The organism is Nostoc sp. (assembly GCF_036917675.1).
Taxonomy (GTDB): Bacteria; Cyanobacteriota; Cyanobacteriia; order Cyanobacteriales; family Nostocaceae; genus Nostoc.
Map to the genome: position 1 here is coordinate 1 of NZ_JBALCT010000018.1, position 15,660 is coordinate 15,660.

17 protein-coding genes are annotated in these 15,660 nt (G+C 43.0%); 10 read left to right on the forward strand and 7 right to left on the reverse strand.

Annotated elements, in window-relative coordinates; translation table 11 throughout:
• Positions 1 to 846: RNA-guided endonuclease InsQ/TnpB family protein (locus V7K31_RS07710; protein ID WP_335093583.1), on the forward strand; the 846-nt coding region annotated here is incomplete at its 5' end.
• Between the two features lie 256 nt (positions 847 to 1,102).
• Here V7K31_RS07710 and V7K31_RS07715 read toward each other — a convergent pair.
• On the reverse strand, positions 1,103 to 2,065 hold the full coding sequence (locus tag V7K31_RS07715; protein WP_335093584.1) for an alpha/beta fold hydrolase: 963 nt from the start codon (positions 2,063 to 2,065) through the stop codon (positions 1,103 to 1,105).
• A gap of 178 nt (positions 2,066 to 2,243) precedes the next feature.
• Between V7K31_RS07715 and V7K31_RS07720 the strand changes: the two genes are divergently transcribed.
• Positions 2,244 to 2,750 (forward strand): anthrone oxygenase family protein, encoded by a 507-nt coding sequence (locus V7K31_RS07720; RefSeq protein ID WP_335093586.1) that lies wholly within the window; start codon positions 2,244 to 2,246, stop codon positions 2,748 to 2,750.
• A 259-nt stretch (positions 2,751 to 3,009) separates the two neighbouring features.
• The gene (locus V7K31_RS07725; RefSeq protein WP_335093587.1) at positions 3,010 to 4,104 is read left to right on the forward strand and encodes a hypothetical protein; all 1,095 of its coding nucleotides are present in this window, start codon (positions 3,010 to 3,012) and stop codon (positions 4,102 to 4,104) included.
• 99 nt (positions 4,105 to 4,203) lie between these two features.
• On the opposite strand, the gene V7K31_RS07730 is transcribed toward V7K31_RS07725, so the two are convergent.
• Positions 4,204 to 4,383, reverse strand: a complete 180-nt coding sequence (locus V7K31_RS07730) for a high light inducible protein (RefSeq protein WP_334862498.1) — start codon at positions 4,381 to 4,383, stop codon at positions 4,204 to 4,206.
• A gap of 539 nt (positions 4,384 to 4,922) precedes the next feature.
• Between V7K31_RS07730 and V7K31_RS07735 the strand changes: the two genes are divergently transcribed.
• Both V7K31_RS07735 and trpD read left to right on the forward strand, forming a co-directional pair.
• A complete protein-coding gene (locus tag V7K31_RS07735) occupies positions 4,923 to 5,810 on the forward strand; it encodes a DNA adenine methylase (protein WP_335093588.1) in 888 nt (295 codons plus the stop codon).
• Between the two features lie 83 nt (positions 5,811 to 5,893).
• Positions 5,894 to 6,961 (forward strand): anthranilate phosphoribosyltransferase, encoded by a 1,068-nt coding sequence (gene trpD / locus V7K31_RS07740; RefSeq protein ID WP_335093590.1) that lies wholly within the window; start codon positions 5,894 to 5,896, stop codon positions 6,959 to 6,961.
• Here the strand turns inward: trpD and V7K31_RS07745 are convergent.
• Positions 6,891 to 7,937 carry a retropepsin-like aspartic protease family protein gene (locus tag V7K31_RS07745; protein WP_335093605.1) on the reverse strand — a complete coding sequence of 349 codons (1,047 nt, stop codon included), beginning with the start codon at positions 7,935 to 7,937 and terminating at the stop codon, positions 6,891 to 6,893. The genes trpD and V7K31_RS07745 overlap by 71 nt on opposite strands.
• A gap of 218 nt (positions 7,938 to 8,155) precedes the next feature.
• Between V7K31_RS07745 and carA the strand changes: the two genes are divergently transcribed.
• The 5 genes from carA (at position 8,156) to V7K31_RS07770 (ending at position 12,683) form a co-directional block, all read left to right on the forward strand.
• Positions 8,156 to 9,319 (forward strand): glutamine-hydrolyzing carbamoyl-phosphate synthase small subunit, encoded by a 1,164-nt coding sequence (gene carA, locus V7K31_RS07750; RefSeq protein ID WP_335093591.1) that lies wholly within the window; start codon positions 8,156 to 8,158, stop codon positions 9,317 to 9,319.
• A 193-nt stretch (positions 9,320 to 9,512) separates the two neighbouring features.
• On the forward strand, positions 9,513 to 9,878 hold the full coding sequence (locus tag V7K31_RS07755) for an STAS domain-containing protein (RefSeq protein ID WP_335093607.1): 366 nt from the start codon (positions 9,513 to 9,515) through the stop codon (positions 9,876 to 9,878).
• 712 nt (positions 9,879 to 10,590) lie between these two features.
• Positions 10,591 to 11,070, forward strand: coding sequence for a Mini-ribonuclease 3 (locus V7K31_RS07760; protein WP_335093592.1), 480 nt, complete (start codon positions 10,591 to 10,593; stop codon positions 11,068 to 11,070).
• A 92-nt stretch (positions 11,071 to 11,162) separates the two neighbouring features.
• Positions 11,163 to 12,293 carry a 23S rRNA (guanosine(2251)-2'-O)-methyltransferase RlmB gene (gene rlmB / locus V7K31_RS07765; protein ID WP_335093594.1) on the forward strand — a complete coding sequence of 377 codons (1,131 nt, stop codon included), beginning with the start codon at positions 11,163 to 11,165 and terminating at the stop codon, positions 12,291 to 12,293.
• 87 nt (positions 12,294 to 12,380) lie between these two features.
• Positions 12,381 to 12,683 (forward strand): DUF1816 domain-containing protein, encoded by a 303-nt coding sequence (locus V7K31_RS07770; protein WP_335093596.1) that lies wholly within the window; start codon positions 12,381 to 12,383, stop codon positions 12,681 to 12,683.
• Positions 12,684 to 12,789: 106 nt separating this feature from the next.
• Here the strand turns inward: V7K31_RS07770 and V7K31_RS07775 are convergent, their stop codons facing one another.
• The 4 genes from V7K31_RS07775 to truB all read right to left on the reverse strand — a co-directional run bounded on the left by V7K31_RS07775 (position 12,790) and on the right by truB (position 15,424).
• Positions 12,790 to 13,641: an alpha/beta fold hydrolase gene (locus V7K31_RS07775; RefSeq protein WP_335093598.1), complete on the reverse strand. Its 852-nt coding sequence runs from the start codon at positions 13,639 to 13,641 to the stop codon at positions 12,790 to 12,792.
• Positions 13,642 to 13,719: 78 nt separating this feature from the next.
• The gene (locus tag V7K31_RS07780) at positions 13,720 to 14,139 is read right to left on the reverse strand and encodes a hypothetical protein (RefSeq protein WP_335093600.1); all 420 of its coding nucleotides are present in this window, start codon (positions 14,137 to 14,139) and stop codon (positions 13,720 to 13,722) included.
• 12 nt (positions 14,140 to 14,151) lie between these two features.
• On the reverse strand, positions 14,152 to 14,460 hold the full coding sequence (locus tag V7K31_RS07785; RefSeq protein ID WP_335093602.1) for a hypothetical protein: 309 nt from the start codon (positions 14,458 to 14,460) through the stop codon (positions 14,152 to 14,154).
• 79 nt (positions 14,461 to 14,539) lie between these two features.
• Positions 14,540 to 15,424 carry a tRNA pseudouridine(55) synthase TruB gene (gene truB, locus V7K31_RS07790; RefSeq protein ID WP_335093603.1) on the reverse strand — a complete coding sequence of 295 codons (885 nt, stop codon included), beginning with the start codon at positions 15,422 to 15,424 and terminating at the stop codon, positions 14,540 to 14,542.
• Positions 15,425 to 15,660: the final 236 nt, after the last annotated feature.

The following is a 15,660-nucleotide window of genomic DNA, read 5'->3' on the forward strand; positions in this document are numbered from 1 at the left end:
ATCAACCGTGTTCGTGTAATAAAAAAAGCGGATGGGTATCATGTGCAATTCTGCTTTGATGCCGAACGTAAGGAAGAGGGGGTATATACAGGCAACATTGTTGGATTAGACTTGGGGTTAAAATATTTCACCAAAGACCAAAACGATAATGCTGTAATTTATCCCCAATTTTTCAGAAAGTCAGAAGGTCGAATTAAAAAGCGATCAAAGCGGTTAAGTAAAAAGTTTGTTAAAGGTAAAAAACCGCAGTCAATTAATTATCACAAAGCACGGAAACGATTAGGTAAAGTTCATCTAAAAATTCAAAGGCAGCGCAAAGATTGGGCTATAAAGCAAGCCCGATGCGTAGTGGCATCTAACGATGTCGTCGTCTATGAAGACTTGAAGATTGCGAACATGGTGAGCCAGCGCGTTGGGCGGGTTTCCCGACTTGAAGCGACTGGGGAACCCGTAAGGGTCAAGAACCACCACTTAGCTAAATCTATTTCTGACGCTAGTTGGTATCAGTTCACTCAATGGCTAGACTACTATGGGAAAATCTGGGATAAAGCAGTACTAGCCGTAACTCCCGCTTATACATCTCAGGACTGTAGCCATTGTGGACATAGGGCAAAAAAGTCACTCAGCACCCGAACTCATTCATGTTCTAGCTGCGGAATTGAAATTTGTCGTGATACAAACGCGGCAATTAATATTCTCAAGAAAGGAATGAAGATATTAGGAGTTGAGTGGCAAAACAACAGTACCCAAGGGCATTGGGAATCTGCATCGAAAGATGGAAAGCATGGGGAGAAGACCACCAATACTATTGATGGGAAACCTGATATAGCAAGCGGATTTCTGTGAACCATGAATTAGAATCCCCGTGCGTTTTACGCCGGGGAGCATGTCAATTGGCAATTTATTATCCACAACCTTTAAAAATAGTGCGTAAGCGCAGCCCAACCCAGGCATCGCCATAGGAAGAAACTTGGGTGAGAGAAATATTGAAGAGGATTTAAATGAGAGCGATCGCTTTTATTATCAAAACAGAATTCAGCATGAATTTGCCAGAATTTGCTTCCCATTATCTGATTTTAAGATTTAGCTAAAATCCCTGATCTTACCGTTGAGGGGCAAAGTCTTTTAGAAAACCAAGCAAAGCCTCGTTGACTTTTTGGGGATACTCTGCGGGAACCCAGTGACCAGCACTAGGGACGATAACCTGTCCTTTCAAGTTGGGAACCAACTCGGTCATTGCATTAAGATTTATTCCTGGAAACTTCAATACAACATCTTTCTCACCAGCAATAAATAATGCTGGTTGCGATATCTTTTTATCTGACAACTGGGGAGTAATTTCCATATTGCGATCCATGTTGCGATACCAGTTCAGGTTGCCACGAAAGCCGCTCTGTTTGTACTGTTCAACATAATAGTCTAGATCCTCTTGTGTCATGCCTTTTGGTAGCTCCTGGGGATCGATCAGTCCGTCAAGAAAACCAGAAGTTGATGGTTTCCGATTCAGGAGCATTCCTTCAGGAGCAGAAGCGCTAATACTATAGTGAATTATACGTATGGAACGACGGATATCTGTTTCAAATTCTGCTTCGGCAATTCCAGGTTTTTGGAAGTAGACCATGTACCAGAAGTTGTCCCCAAAATTCTCTTGCTTTGTTAATGCTCCAATCGGGTAACGGAAGTAGGGAACACTCATTCCCACAACAGCATTAACTCGTTCCTCATATAGCAGTGCTGTATTCCAAGCTACAGATGCCCCCCAATCATGTCCCACAACAATGAAACTTTCCTGACCGAGAGCGTCAGCGATGCCGACAACATCCCCCGTTAAATTAAGTATGTCGTAAGCCTCGATCTCCTCTGGAGCATCACTACCGTCGTATCCCCGTTGGTTGGGAACGGCCACTTGGAAACCTGCTTCTACAAGCGGATCGATCTGATGACGCCATAGATACCAGCACTGAGGCCATCCATGAAGCAAGATAACCAAAGGCCCCTGACCCTCAACAACTGTATTCAGACGAACCCCATTCGTCTCAATCGTGCGAAAGTTGCGCTTCTTCATAATTGAAACTCCCTATCGACATACCCACCAGCTATCAAATAATTTACATGACAATGACTATAGTCAAACCGGGAACGACAATAATCTTCAAAGGTTGAATGCGTAGAGCAATCTAATCTGCGATTATCGATAAATAATCAGACTCACACTGCCCTTTAGAGAAATGGAGGATAAAGTGATGCTGCAATATCTGATCACTCAACAACATTATTTTGCATTGAAGCTTTTCTCGGCACTGGGCTGCGGGTTGATTGCCGGAGTCTTCTTCGCCTTCTCGACCTTCGTAATGAACGCCCTTGCGCGACTCCAGCCAGCACAGAGCATTACCGCCATGCAATCCATCAATATCACGGTGATCAATCCATTATTTATGGCTGTGTTCTTGGGAACGGCTGCGGCTTGCATCCTTCTGACTATCTCTTCGCTATTAAGGTGGCATCAACCTGGTGCCGCCTACTTGCTCCTCGGCAGCTTGCTCTACCTCGTTGGGACCTTCGGCGTGACAATCGGTTTCAATGTGCCGCTTAACGAAGCGCTGGCGAGAGTTGAGCCGGACAGCAGCATAGGTGCCAGCTTATGGTCTAGCTACCTTGCCAACTGGACAATCTGGAACCACATTCGGGCAGCAGCATCGCTAGCAGCAGCAGCATCGCTCACCATCGCGCTCTGTGATCGAGGGGCGTAATCGTAATGTTATGCGATCGCTTGTCTTGATCATCTCCAAGGCAGAAAGAAAAAAGTCAGAAGCGGGTTTCTCACTGGCTGTTCCCTTGTTGTCATAGCAGGTAGTCTAAAATTCTTAACAGTTTCAAGTTCATCTTCTACATGGTCTAGTCACTGTGCGTTGGTCATTTTAGCGTTGATGAAATGCTGTACTAAGAAAACCTTTGTTTGAGATTTTTAGAAAAATCATTATATACAGATAATATTTGGAGGCAATATTCATGCAGCACTTGCATCAGCTATTAGAAATAAAAAACTCGGAGTTAGCCCGGTTACTGCGGTTGAGCCTGTATGGATTAGAGGCTACTTTAAATCAGGCTCGCACAGAATTTCCACTAGATGCAGGAGCGAAGGTATGTGATGATCTGCTGCAAGAACTTCATAGCCTGTTGCAACCTGCACCCCCACAGCAAAATACTGGTTGGGAAGATGCGCCAGATGATTTAAAATTAAGTCGCCTCCGGGAAGCTTTTGATTCTGACTTAGAACTTAGTTATTATCTGGGTAATTCCCAATTGCAAAGCCAAACAGATTCTGATTTGTGGAATGAGATTCAACGCAAACTGCTGCGGATACCAGAGGATTTAGCTGCATCTTGGCGACAGCACACCTTGGATCTAGCTCAAGAAGTTGGTGCGATCGCAGATAATTTTAATCTCTTTCAACTTCCCTTTATCCGCGATGAAATCATCTACCCCGGTCTGAGTGGTACTATTCAAACTCAAGGATTGAGCTTATCTCAACAAGTACTTTTAAACTCTCAAATTACCCAAGGTAATGCATCTGATTTACCAGCAGGTTTCCTATATTTATATATGAACTTTATTGAAATAGACCCGGATTTACATCATGCTTTAAAAAGTGTTTTTAGCTTTGATGTCATTTCTTTAGACTCCAAACCAGAACAGCGAAACCAATACATTGATGCTTTAAGCGATCGCTTCCAACGCACCCAAAAAGCTGAGGAAAATGCTGATCCTCTGTCAATTCTCCGTGCCTGGATTGACATGGACGAAGCAATACACTCTTTAGTATTCGTACCACCGGCTGAACGCTATTGTTGGTGGGGAAAGCTGCAACACGAATCACGACGCATCCTGAAGAAAGTCGCTGATGAGGCGATTAATGCAGGTAATGAAGTGCGAATTCGCCAATTATCGGGACTTTATGCGGATATCTGTGCTTTATCTAAGGATGACTTACAACTAGACTGTGGTGGTATTCCTGGCGAAGTCTTAACTTGTCTTCGGGTATATGCGCGAATTAATCAGGAAGAATCTCCAGGTCGTGTAATTTTTCGCTCATCACGTAAGTAGCTGGCGAGTTTTCTAATTCTTGAGGTTACGAGGCAAGGCAGATGATTTTGCAAATCTCCGCCTTGCCTCATAATCTAATGAAGGTAAAAACCTTTAAATCTAGAGGATGCCCCAGAAGTGTAAAATCCCTTGGCCAGAAAACACTTCAAGTGCAACAGCAGATAAAAAACCAATCATTGCAAAACGACCGTTCCAGTTTTCGCTCTGAGGAGTAAAGCCCCAGCGCAAAGCATTAGGATCTTCTGGAACCAAAGCCGTAGTCTTCTTAACGTCTGCCATAAATAATACTCCGAGCCTTTATGTTGTAACAGTTATAAGTGCCTGTAAAGTAATGTAACAGATTTTTACAAAAATGCAACATTTAATTGGAGCAAAAATGAAGTTTAGTTAGCTAGCATATATTAAGCATACGTAATTTTATGTTAATATGCTGGCGATCGCTAGTATCTGGATCTATATTTAATTCTCGCAGTTTAGCCGCCAAGCGATCGCTGCGTTGCACCTCCTCAAAATTTCATAAGTTCATAGCGAATTAAAATTGGCAAAACTCAGCGCCCCTCTGCGCTTCCCTTAGCGTCCCTCTGCGTTTAAAAAAGTTACGAAATAGTTCTCCAAGATGTGAAAAGTCGCAAACTGAAATAGAGAAAGAACTAGATCGTCAACGCTTCCAAAATCATGCTGGAAGCATTAACATCGGTTATGCTACAGGAGCGGACAATGAAAGCATTGATGGTGATTTAGTCAGAGCATACAACAATACTTTTTAGCAAACAAATTGAGTGTTTTTATTACTCCAAGTGTGACGATTTCTACGAATTATGCTCAAGAGTCCTCTACGATACCCTGGTGGTAAGTCAAAAGCAATAAATCAAATAGTTGAATATTTACCAGAGAGCTTTTCTGAATTTCGAGAGCCTTTTGTCGGTGGTGGTTCTGTATTCATTTATTTAAGACAAAAGTTTCCCGATCTCAAAATTTGGATTAACGATTTAAACCGCGAACTCTTCTTATTCTGGAAGCTTGCCCAATCTGATCTAGCTCAGTTAGTTAAAGAAGTTCGACATATTAAAGTCAAATATACAGATGGCAAATTACTCTTTGCAGAATTGGCTAAGGTAGATGTCAATAATTTATCTGATTTAGAAAGAGCCGTTCGTTTTTTCATACTCAATAGAATTACTTTTTCAGGAACTGTAGAATCAGGTGGCTTTTCCCAAGAAGCTTTTCATAAAAGATTTACTAATTCTTCAATAGAACGACTCGAAAAGTTAGAAGGTATTCTATCAGAAAATGTCCAAATTACTAATTTAGATTACAGCCACCTATTAAAATCAGAAGCAGAAGATATATTTTTATTTTTAGATCCGCCATATTTTAATGCTAAAAAATCAAAGCTATATGGTAAAAGGGGTGACTTGCACACCTCTTTTGAGCATCAGAGATTTGCTGAACTTTTGCAACAATGTCATCATCACTGGCTAATTACCTACGACAACTCACCGCAAATTAGAGAAAATTTTCAATGGGCTAATATCTGCGAGTGGGAATTACAGTATGGAATGAATAACTATAAACAAAGTGGTGCTGCTAAGGGAAAAGAGCTATTCATTACAAACTACGAAGTTAAACTTTATTTGGAGAAAAAAGCCCAAAATCAGAACCTTGTGAATCCAGCTTTGCAGTTAAGCCTTGATCTTTCAAGCTAACTTTGATAACTCCTAATTTTCCGGTAGGATAGCTCCCATGCCCTTCAAGGTAGCTACACCCTACAATACTACAAACCTTAGCTATGACAACTTCCCCAATCTCTGCTCAAGAATCCTCTGTTAGCTGGTCTATCCTGCTGCAACAATTAATAGATGGCCAATCATTGTCCCGTACTCAAGCTGCTGAATTGATGCAAGGATGGCTCAGTGAAGCGGTTCCCCCAGAGTTATCGGGGGCTATTTTAACAGCGCTGAACTTTAGAGGCATTTCTGCCGACGAGTTGACTGGCATGGCTGAAGTATTACAATCGCAATCTTCCCCACTCAGCACTCAGAAATCAGCACTCACTACTGTAATAGATACCTGTGGCACTGGTGGAGATGGGTCATCAACCTTTAATATTTCTACAGCAGTTGCATTTGTCGCCGCAGCCTATGGTGTACGCGTCGCCAAACATGGCAATCGTTCAGCGTCAAGTCTCACCGGAAGTGCCGATGTCTTGGAAACCTTGGGTGTAAACTTGAGTGCCTCTAGTGAAAAGGTGCAAGCAGCACTACAAGAGGTGGGGATCACTTTCTTGTTTGCCCCTGGTTGGCATCCAGCACTCAAGGCAGTTGCCTCATTACGGCGGACTTTGAAGGTGCGAACAATTTTTAATTTGCTTGGTCCATTAGTAAATCCCTTGCGTCCAACTGGGCAAGTGGTAGGCTTATTTACTCCGAAACTTTTGGTAACTGTTGCCGAAGCTTTACAGAATTTGGGCAAGGAAAAGGCGATTGTGCTGCACGGGCGAGAAAAACTTGATGAGGCTGGGTTAGGAGATGTAACTGATTTGGCGGTTTTATCAGATGGAGAAGTGCAGGTAACTACGATTAATCCCCTAGATTTGGATTTAACGCCTGCTTCCATAGGTATGCTTCGGGGTGGGGATGTCCAAGAAAATGCGGTGATTCTCAAGGCGGTACTGCAAGGTAAGGGAACTCAGGCACAACAGGAAGCGGTAGCGTTAAATGCGTCGTTGGCGCTGCAAGTAGGGGGTGCGATCGCATTCCTGGATCACGCCCAAGGGATTAAAATCGCTAAGGATATCCTACAAAGCGGCGTGGCTTGGACAAAGTTGGAGCAGTTAGTTGAATTTCTGGGGAATTGATTTGCGATCGCAGTTGCGGACGAAACTCTACCACATTACGTTTGATGGTGACATCGTAGTTGCCAAAAAAGTCATGTCCTAAAAGTCCAGTTTCAAGTTCGGCACCGGCGATCGCAACTGCTACTTTATTCACTATTACCCCGCCAACTGCCATCGAATTAACATAGCCCACAGGAAATTCTACAGCTCTAGAACTAGCAGTGTTTGCCTTCGCTTTCCCCACTGGCACGATTCCCAAAGCATCGGCCATCTGTTGGGTGATTACAGTGCCACTGGCTCCTGTATCCACAATCATCTCAAATTGTTGCTGGCCATTGAAGGTGACTTCGACAATTGGCGTGCCACCAATCCGCCTTTTAATTGGGGCTGTAAATACTGCTTCATCGGGAATCAGTACTGCTGATGAGGGCAAACCTGGCTCTGGTGATAACCGTTTTGTTGCTACAGGAGGTAATCGTAAGTTAAACTTTGGTGTGGTTGCTGCCTGGGGAACAACAATTACTATTCTCTGACGTTGAGCAACGTGCACAGGGCGAGGATTCGCTTGCTGTTGGGCATATTTGATTTGCCGCCGATATTCAGCAATCTTGGTTTGAGCGATCGCAAATTCTAGGCTTTGTCGTCGCACTTTTCGCATCAGCGCGATCGCATCCTGATACTGACTCACCACCAAATTCCAATCATCTGGAGATTGAGCAGATTGGCTGATACTCCAAGCGCCAACAGCTTTGTCTCGCCCCATCTCAAAAAGACTTGGTTCACTTTCATACGGCTCTAGAGGCTGCGCTTCTGGGATAGCTGCTGGTGTTACTGGTTTGACAGTAGGCTGTACTGATGCCAGATCCCCAATTGGCGTAGGTTGCTCATTGCTACCAGTCGCAGTGTTCCGTTTGTCTTCACTACAGGCAACACACAAAACTACTAGAGCGCTTGATAGAAAAATTAGGGTTGCACGGGATAAAAAAGACTGAAGCATAATTAATTCTAACTGCCCAAGCTTTGCCAAATCCATTCCCGCTACTTTATTTAATTCCCTTTTAATCTTAATTAACTATCCTGAAAATTTCCAATTGCTCAACTCATGGGATAATTAACAATTGCAGTATTAGGGAATGAGGCATAGAAAATAGAGAATAGGAAAGAGTTTTCCCAATACCCAATGCCCAATCCCCAATCCCCAATCCCCAATCTAATATGCCCCTGACTGACGCAATACCAGCTTTACTTGTCCTAGCAGATGGAACCACTTATCGCGGTTGGTCTTTCGGTGCTACAGGAACCGCGATCGGAGAAGTAGTATTCAACACTGGGATGACGGGTTATCAAGAAGTCCTGACTGACCCTAGTTACTCCGGTCAAATAGTTATTTTTACTTATCCTGAATTGGGGAATACTGGTGTCAATCCTGAAGATGAGGAATCATCTCGACCCCAAGTGCAAGGTGCGATCGCTCGTAATATTTGTCAACGACCAAGTAACTGGCGATCGACACAATCCTTGCCTGACTATCTTAAACAAAACCAAGTACCAGGGATCTACGGCATCGATACCCGCGCCCTCACCCGCAAAATTCGGATCTTCGGAGCGATGAACGGTGGCATTTCCACAGATATTCTTGATGAGGCGGAATTGCTTGAGCAGGTACTAGCCGCTCCCAACATGGCGGGATTGAATCTGGTTCGTGAAGTCACCACCCCAACGGCTTATGAATGGTCAGATCCGACAATTCCAGCTTGGGCATTCAACTCTGAGGCTGCGGAAAATATTGGCGAACCCTTTACCGTTGTAGCCCTTGACTTTGGCGTAAAACGTAATATTTTGCGTCGCCTCACAAGTTATGGTTGTCGGGTGATTGTTGTGCCTGCTGATACATCACCAGAAGAAATTCTCAACTACAATCCAGATGGTGTGTTTCTTTCTAATGGTCCTGGCGACCCTGCTGCGGTCAATGAAGGGATTACAACTGCCAAAGCGCTGCTATTAAGCCAAAAACCCATCTTTGGTATTTGTATGGGACACCAAATTTTAGGTCATGCACTAGGAGCAGAAACCTATAAACTCAAATTTGGTCATCGTGGTTTGAATCAGCCTGCTGGCTCACAACAACGGGTAGAAATTACTAGCCAAAACCATAGTTTTGCTATTAACCCAGATTCTTTACCTACAGCACTTGTGGAAATCAGCCACCTCAACTTAAACGATCGCACCATTGCCGGGATACGTCACAAATCTCTACCTGTATTCTCAGTACAGTATCACCCAGAAGCCAGTCCAGGCCCCCACGATGCTGATTACTTGTTTGAGCAATTCGTTCAAGCCATGCGAACAGCACGTCAATCCGTGGCAAAGGTGAGTTAAAAATAGGGAGTAGGGAATGGGGAAGAGTTTTCCAATACCCAATGCCCAATGCCCAATGCCCAATGCCCAATGCCCAATGCCCAATGCCCAATGCCCAATGCCCAATGCCCAATCCCCTTATTCCAGCAGATTGTAGACAACTTGCTCAAAAACCATCTATACTTGAGCGTTCACTTTAACTCATGAGGAGGGAATTATTGCTGAGCCACTGAATCTAACCGTTAGCCTGAGGGGCACTCGTGAAGTCCGGGATAACTGTCAGCTATTCCGCCTCACAGGTTTGTTAGATGCCTTTTCTGAGCCGACATTTCGCAAGACACTTGGCAGTAAGATTGTCGAAGGACCTAAGCACATTATTTTGGATCTCTCACAAATCGACTTTATTGATAGCTCTGGCTTGGGTGCTTTGGTGCAGCTAGCCAAGCAGGCGCAAACTGCTGAGGGTACTTTGCAAATTGTCACAAATGCCCGCGTCACTCAAACGGTCAAGCTTGTTCGCCTAGAGAAGTTTCTCTCCCTGCAAAAATCAGTTGAAGACGCTCTAGAAAACGTCAAGTAGTCTTGATTGCTTGATCTGAGAGACAAATTCAGCTATCCAAATTCAACATCGGATAGCTTAATTTGTGAAGTACTCCAACCTGCCTCGCTGAGGTTGGAGCTTCTAATATCTGAGAAATATCCCATCTTTTAGAATCAGGAACAGTCTGATTCGTTTTTAGAGTTTCCTGTTTCATCCGCCATTGCCACGTTAGGAATACCACAAGGGTATTCGGGACTTTCTCTCCTTGTGGGAGAGGCACAAAGCTAGTTGAGCTATTATGTTTAAAGTTGAGTAATAACCAAGATATAGACACCCAGTTCTGGGGTATGTAATTATTGGCTAGAATATTTCCAGAAACAACCAAGTCTGAAAAAGTTGTCAGAAATACAAAGCCAGCAGATTTATCTCTAGTTTAACTTGACTTAATACTGTATAGTTAAAAATCGTCGCTTACTGAGTAAGCATGGCAATGGGATCAAGTATCAGGGTGAGTTTGATGTCAAAATTTTACACCATCTTAGGCACAGAACACAATAAGCAGGCGAAATTTGGTTTATAGGCGTTGACATCAGGGTGATCTAAAATGCCAAATCTCAATCAAAAAGATGAAATTAAGAAGTAATTATGGTAGTATTGATTATGCTAAGTATACTATCATGGCATACTTCAGAAAAATCAGTCTTTGCGAAGAATGCCTGCCGACTTTAGCCCGTCAAGGAATGATTTATTTGTGAAGTCAGAGGAGGAAGAGCTATTAGATGGACAAGATGAAACTCCCAAACAGAGCCTATCTTGGACTCAAGCACTCTTGGCAACCAAAGCGCCATTCCAACAGATTTCCCTCTCACAAGTGCAAAAAATTTCTCCTGCTGCTTTAGCATTTTTGGGGGATGCAATTTATGAGTTATATGTTAGAATCTTCTATCTGGTGCCATTGCAGCGCTCAGGAATTTACCATCGTCTGGTAGTGGAGCAGGTAAGAGCGGAAACCCAAGCGCTACATTTGCGATCGCTGATTCCTCATCTCAGGGACACCGAATTAGAAATTGTCCGACGGGGTAGAAACGCCGCGACAGGACGCCCTAAGCGACTTAATCCCGAAATTTATCAACAGGCAACTAGTCTAGAAACCTTAATTGGCTACTTATATCTCACCGATTACCAGCGTCTAACCGAATTGTTGCGAATACTTCATATAGAAAAAGAGTGAGAACTCAATTTCACAATGGCCACAACAGTAGATTAGGCTCAATAAATTGAGGTAATCGGGATAATCAACCATACGCTATATCCATAAGTCAAATGCAGAATAAACCGAGAAAAGTCAAGACTTCTAGCGAACCCAATCGTGGGCAACCCGTAAAAATTCAGGGTAAACGTATTGTTAATCCGACTCGCAATCCCAGGAAAATAGATAGCAATCCGACTTCTGTTGCTAATCCGACTCGTAATCCCCGGAAAATAGATAGCAATCCGATTTCTGTTGTTAATCCAACTCGCAATCCCAGAAAAATAGATAGCAATCCGATTTCTGTTGCTAATCCGACTCGCAATCCCCGGAAAATAGATAGCAACTCTATTTCTGGCAACTCCCGACAACGATATAGCAACTTATCCCAGCCGTCTACATCTACACAACCACCAATAGAAGAAGATAGCGATCTCATCTACGGTCGTCATCCAGTATTGAGTGCGTTGCAAAATCAGCGCAATCTCAATCGTCTCTGGATTACTACCCGTCTGCGCTACGATCCCAGCTTTCACCATTTTCTCCTACAAGCGAAGGAAAATGGCACAGTTATTGACGAGGTTGAACCCAAGCGCTTAGACTATCTCACCAATGGGGCTAATCATCAAGGTGTGGCAGCGCAAATTGCTCCCTACGGCTACATCGAATTAGCGGATCTTATTGAGCAGTCCAAATCTGTAACCGATGCCGTAATTGTCGTGGCTGATGGAATTACTGATCCCCACAACTTGGGAGCAATTATTCGCACCGCCGAAGCAATCGGCGCTCAAGGATTGGTGATTCCCCAAAGAAGAGCATCTGGGATCACTTCCACTGTCATGAAAGTGGCAGCAGGTGCTCTAGAAAATTTTGCTGTAGCGAGAGTTGTCAACCTCAGCCGCTCCTTAGAAGAATTGAAAGAAGCTGGCTTTTGGATTTACGGCGCTGCTGCAAGTGGTAGCGAACCCGTACATACAATCAATTTCACTGGCCCAATCGTTTTGGTCATCGGCTCAGAAGGCGAAGGTCTGGGTATGTTGACTCAACGCTCCTGTGATTTCTTAGTATCGATTCCTCTACAGGGTAAGACTCCCAGCCTGAATGCTTCTGTAGCAGCAGGTATGGCGCTTTATGAAATTTATCGCCAGCGATCGCTAAATACGCTGCACTTAGATAAGTTACAAAAATTTTCGTTGAAAAAATAGCACTAACTAGAGTATAAAGAAATGTAAAGATAATAACCCACAATATCGTTTAACACCCTGTAGGATGCTTATAAATCAGCGAAAACCATGAAAACCATTTGGCATAACCTGAAAGAAGTGTTGATTAACACATTCGACTACATTGGCTTGGCTTGGTGGGCAGAGATTGTAACGCAGAATCCCCGATGCACGTACTACTTCGGTCCATTTCTGAGTTCTTCTGATGCTAGATTGTCAAGCATTGGATATATAGAAGATTTGGAGATCGAAGGAGCTACGGGAATTGCTGTGCATATCAAGCGCTGCAAACCCAGTACCTTAACAATCGCTGAAGACTTGGGGGAAAGATTTGACCGCAAAGTACAGCCTATCTTTGGCGGTCAAATTTAAGTAAGGCCAGAGTCAACATAATTCGTAATTTGTAATTCGTAATTCGTAATTCGTAGTTTCGAGTTCTAATTACGAATTATTTGCTCAAGAGTCAAAAACCCTTGAACTATTGACTACTAATTACCTGCGGATGTTCTTCCAGCCAATGATCAATATCATTCAGCACCAGATGGGGAATTTCCCACGGGAAAAGATGGGCGGTGTTGGGATAGCACTGCCACTGATAATTTTGGAGATGTCGAGCAGTTTCTAAGCTGGAATCAGATGTGATGTGGCGGTCTTGTTCACCAGCAAGTACTAAACTAGGACATTGTATTTGTTGCAAATCTAAAAGTCGGTTGTATCCCGATTCAATTGCACTATAGAGGGCGCGAGTAGCAGCAGGAGAGGTTTGCAAATAAGCTGGTACTGCTTCGGTTCCGATGTAGTTGTAAGTGGTGGATGTGTGTTGTTGGATTAGGTAACGGAAAAGCGATCGCTTGCCAAAAGTTTCAATATTCCATTGCCAACCCGGTTTTATATAGTTTAGTAGGGCAGCAACGCCAGTATATAAATTATCTTGCCAAGTGATAGTCGGATGACTGCCACGGGGTTTTGCGGCTGTTGCTACCAAAATCAGCCCAGTAACGCGCTCTGGCAAACGTAATGCCAACTCCATTGCCAAAATGCCCCCAAGTGACCATCCCAATACTAGGCACTTTTGAATCTCAAATCGGTCTAGCAGCGCTTCTAAATCAGTCAAATGGTCATTCATCTCAAAATTGCTATTGCAGCGACTTTTGCCGTATCCACGTAAATCAGGGGCAAAAGTTTGATAACGTTTTGATAAATGATTGGTAAATACAGAAAGACTACGACCAGTACCAGGATGACCATGTAAGCCCAGAATGGGGAATCCTTGACCTTGGATGTAGACATTGAGACGTGCAGCAGTAGTATGATTATGGCGATCGCTCATTACTCACCGTTCTCAATTAGACTTAAAAACACAAATTTCCTAAGTTTGATTAATGTAAAAAAATTAACATTGAGTGCTTTAAATAGTGTTCAGGTAGGAGTTAAGTTTTATATCGAAAAAAACAGAATCAATATCTAAAAGCCAGTTTTCATCTACAAATCCCAGATTTTCATCATAGACAAGAACCAACTCACCAATTCTGGGAGCGTTATGACTTGGCTTATCTCTAGCATGAATACTAGAGGCAGTCAAGACAAACTTTAGTTTTAGAAAGGGTTTTTTGTGAGTAAAGCCAATAGAACTACTAACTAATTCTATTTCAAGAGTACGAGGCAAAGTAATTATTTCATAATATTTATCCTGCTCATCCCAGTAGCCGCAAACTTTATAATCACAAAGTTCAAGATGTTCTTGAACAAGTGTATGGGTATCTAAATTTTCGAGGATTTCAGTTAAATCCCGCCATACTTGGTGATTTTTCAATTCTAGTCTTGTCATACTTATTTTGGACTAATGTTCTGTTACCAAACCGGGAAAGTGTAACACACCATCAATAAACTTTGCATGAAACCGGCGATCGCCGCCTTTACCTAACACCTTTGATTTCAAATCGTACCCCTCTTCTTGAGAAGTAACAAGCCCAACATTACCGCGTAGCGGGACTTGCCCTTTCTCAATTGCTTTTAAATGTTTGCCATTCTGATCATATTTTATTCCCAGTTTTATTTGCTCACTTGCAAACGAAACTAGCAAATCACTCGTTGTTTGATATGTGATATCAGATTGAATATCTGCCCAATTATTGGGTAAAGCTCCCATTTAATTTACTATTGGTGATAATTTTATACATTGCGGTCAAACTATGTATTCAAATTAAAACCTTAAATTTACCACAGTTTTAAGAAATTGGTTCATAAACCATTTGGGGAATCAACATTTCATCTTGTAATTGCCCAATACCTAAAAAGCGAGTCTCTTGATCATAAACTCGCACTATTTCAGGAATATCGAAAGTTAGAGAAATTCGCTGACCTTGACACCATTTTTGAGCAGATGTTGCTGGTAAAGTCACAGATGACAGATGTTTCAAGGCTGCATCAGATACAAAAGGTTGAAATGTCTCGGCTTGCAGTTTAGTTTCTAAGTCTGTCAAGGTGAGACTATCTGTTAAATCGAAACCACTGCTTTTGGTACGGATCAAAGCCGCAAGAGTGCCACCAGTTTCTAAGATTGCACCTAAGTCACGAGCGATCGCTCTAATATATGTACCAGAACCACAGGCGATCGCCACATCCAATTCCGGAAAATCTCCTTCTCTCCAGCCCAAAATATCTATCTGAAAAATTTCCACTGTTCGCACTGGAACTTCCACCGTTTTCCCTTGGCGTGCTAAGTCGTAGAGACGTTTACCATCCACTTGGATTGCACTGTAACTCGGTGGTATTTGCTCAATCTTGCCTTGAAATTGTGCCAGTGCAGTTTTCACTTCTGCTAAACTCAATCCAGCACAAGGTTGAGAAGTGATGATTTCGCCTTGCAAATCATCGGTTGTAGTACGCACACCCAGCCGAATGGTAGCCTTGTAAGCTTTGTTTTCTGGGAGATATTGCAATAATCTTGTGGCTTTACCAAGTGCGATCGGTAACACCCCAGTAGCTGCGGGATCTAAGGTTCCCGCGTGTCCGACACGTTTGAGGCGCAACAGTTTTCGCACCCGCGCTACGCAGTCGTGGGAAGTCCAGCCGAATGGTTTGTTTAAGTTGAGAAAACCTTGAAATAACACAAAATTAATACTTACAGCTTCAAAATTCTATTAAATACTTATTTAATGCTCAAAGCATTAATATTTAGCAATCCAGGCTTAGGAATAAGAATTAAATAACATACAATTTGTGTCCCTGGTTTACCTCACCCTCAATCCCTCTCCTTAGAGGATGTTTTAAAAGTGGGGGCTTTTGTAAGAAAGCTCACAAGGCTTAAGCTGAAATTTGAAGACATCAGCACCTCGTGAGCAAATGA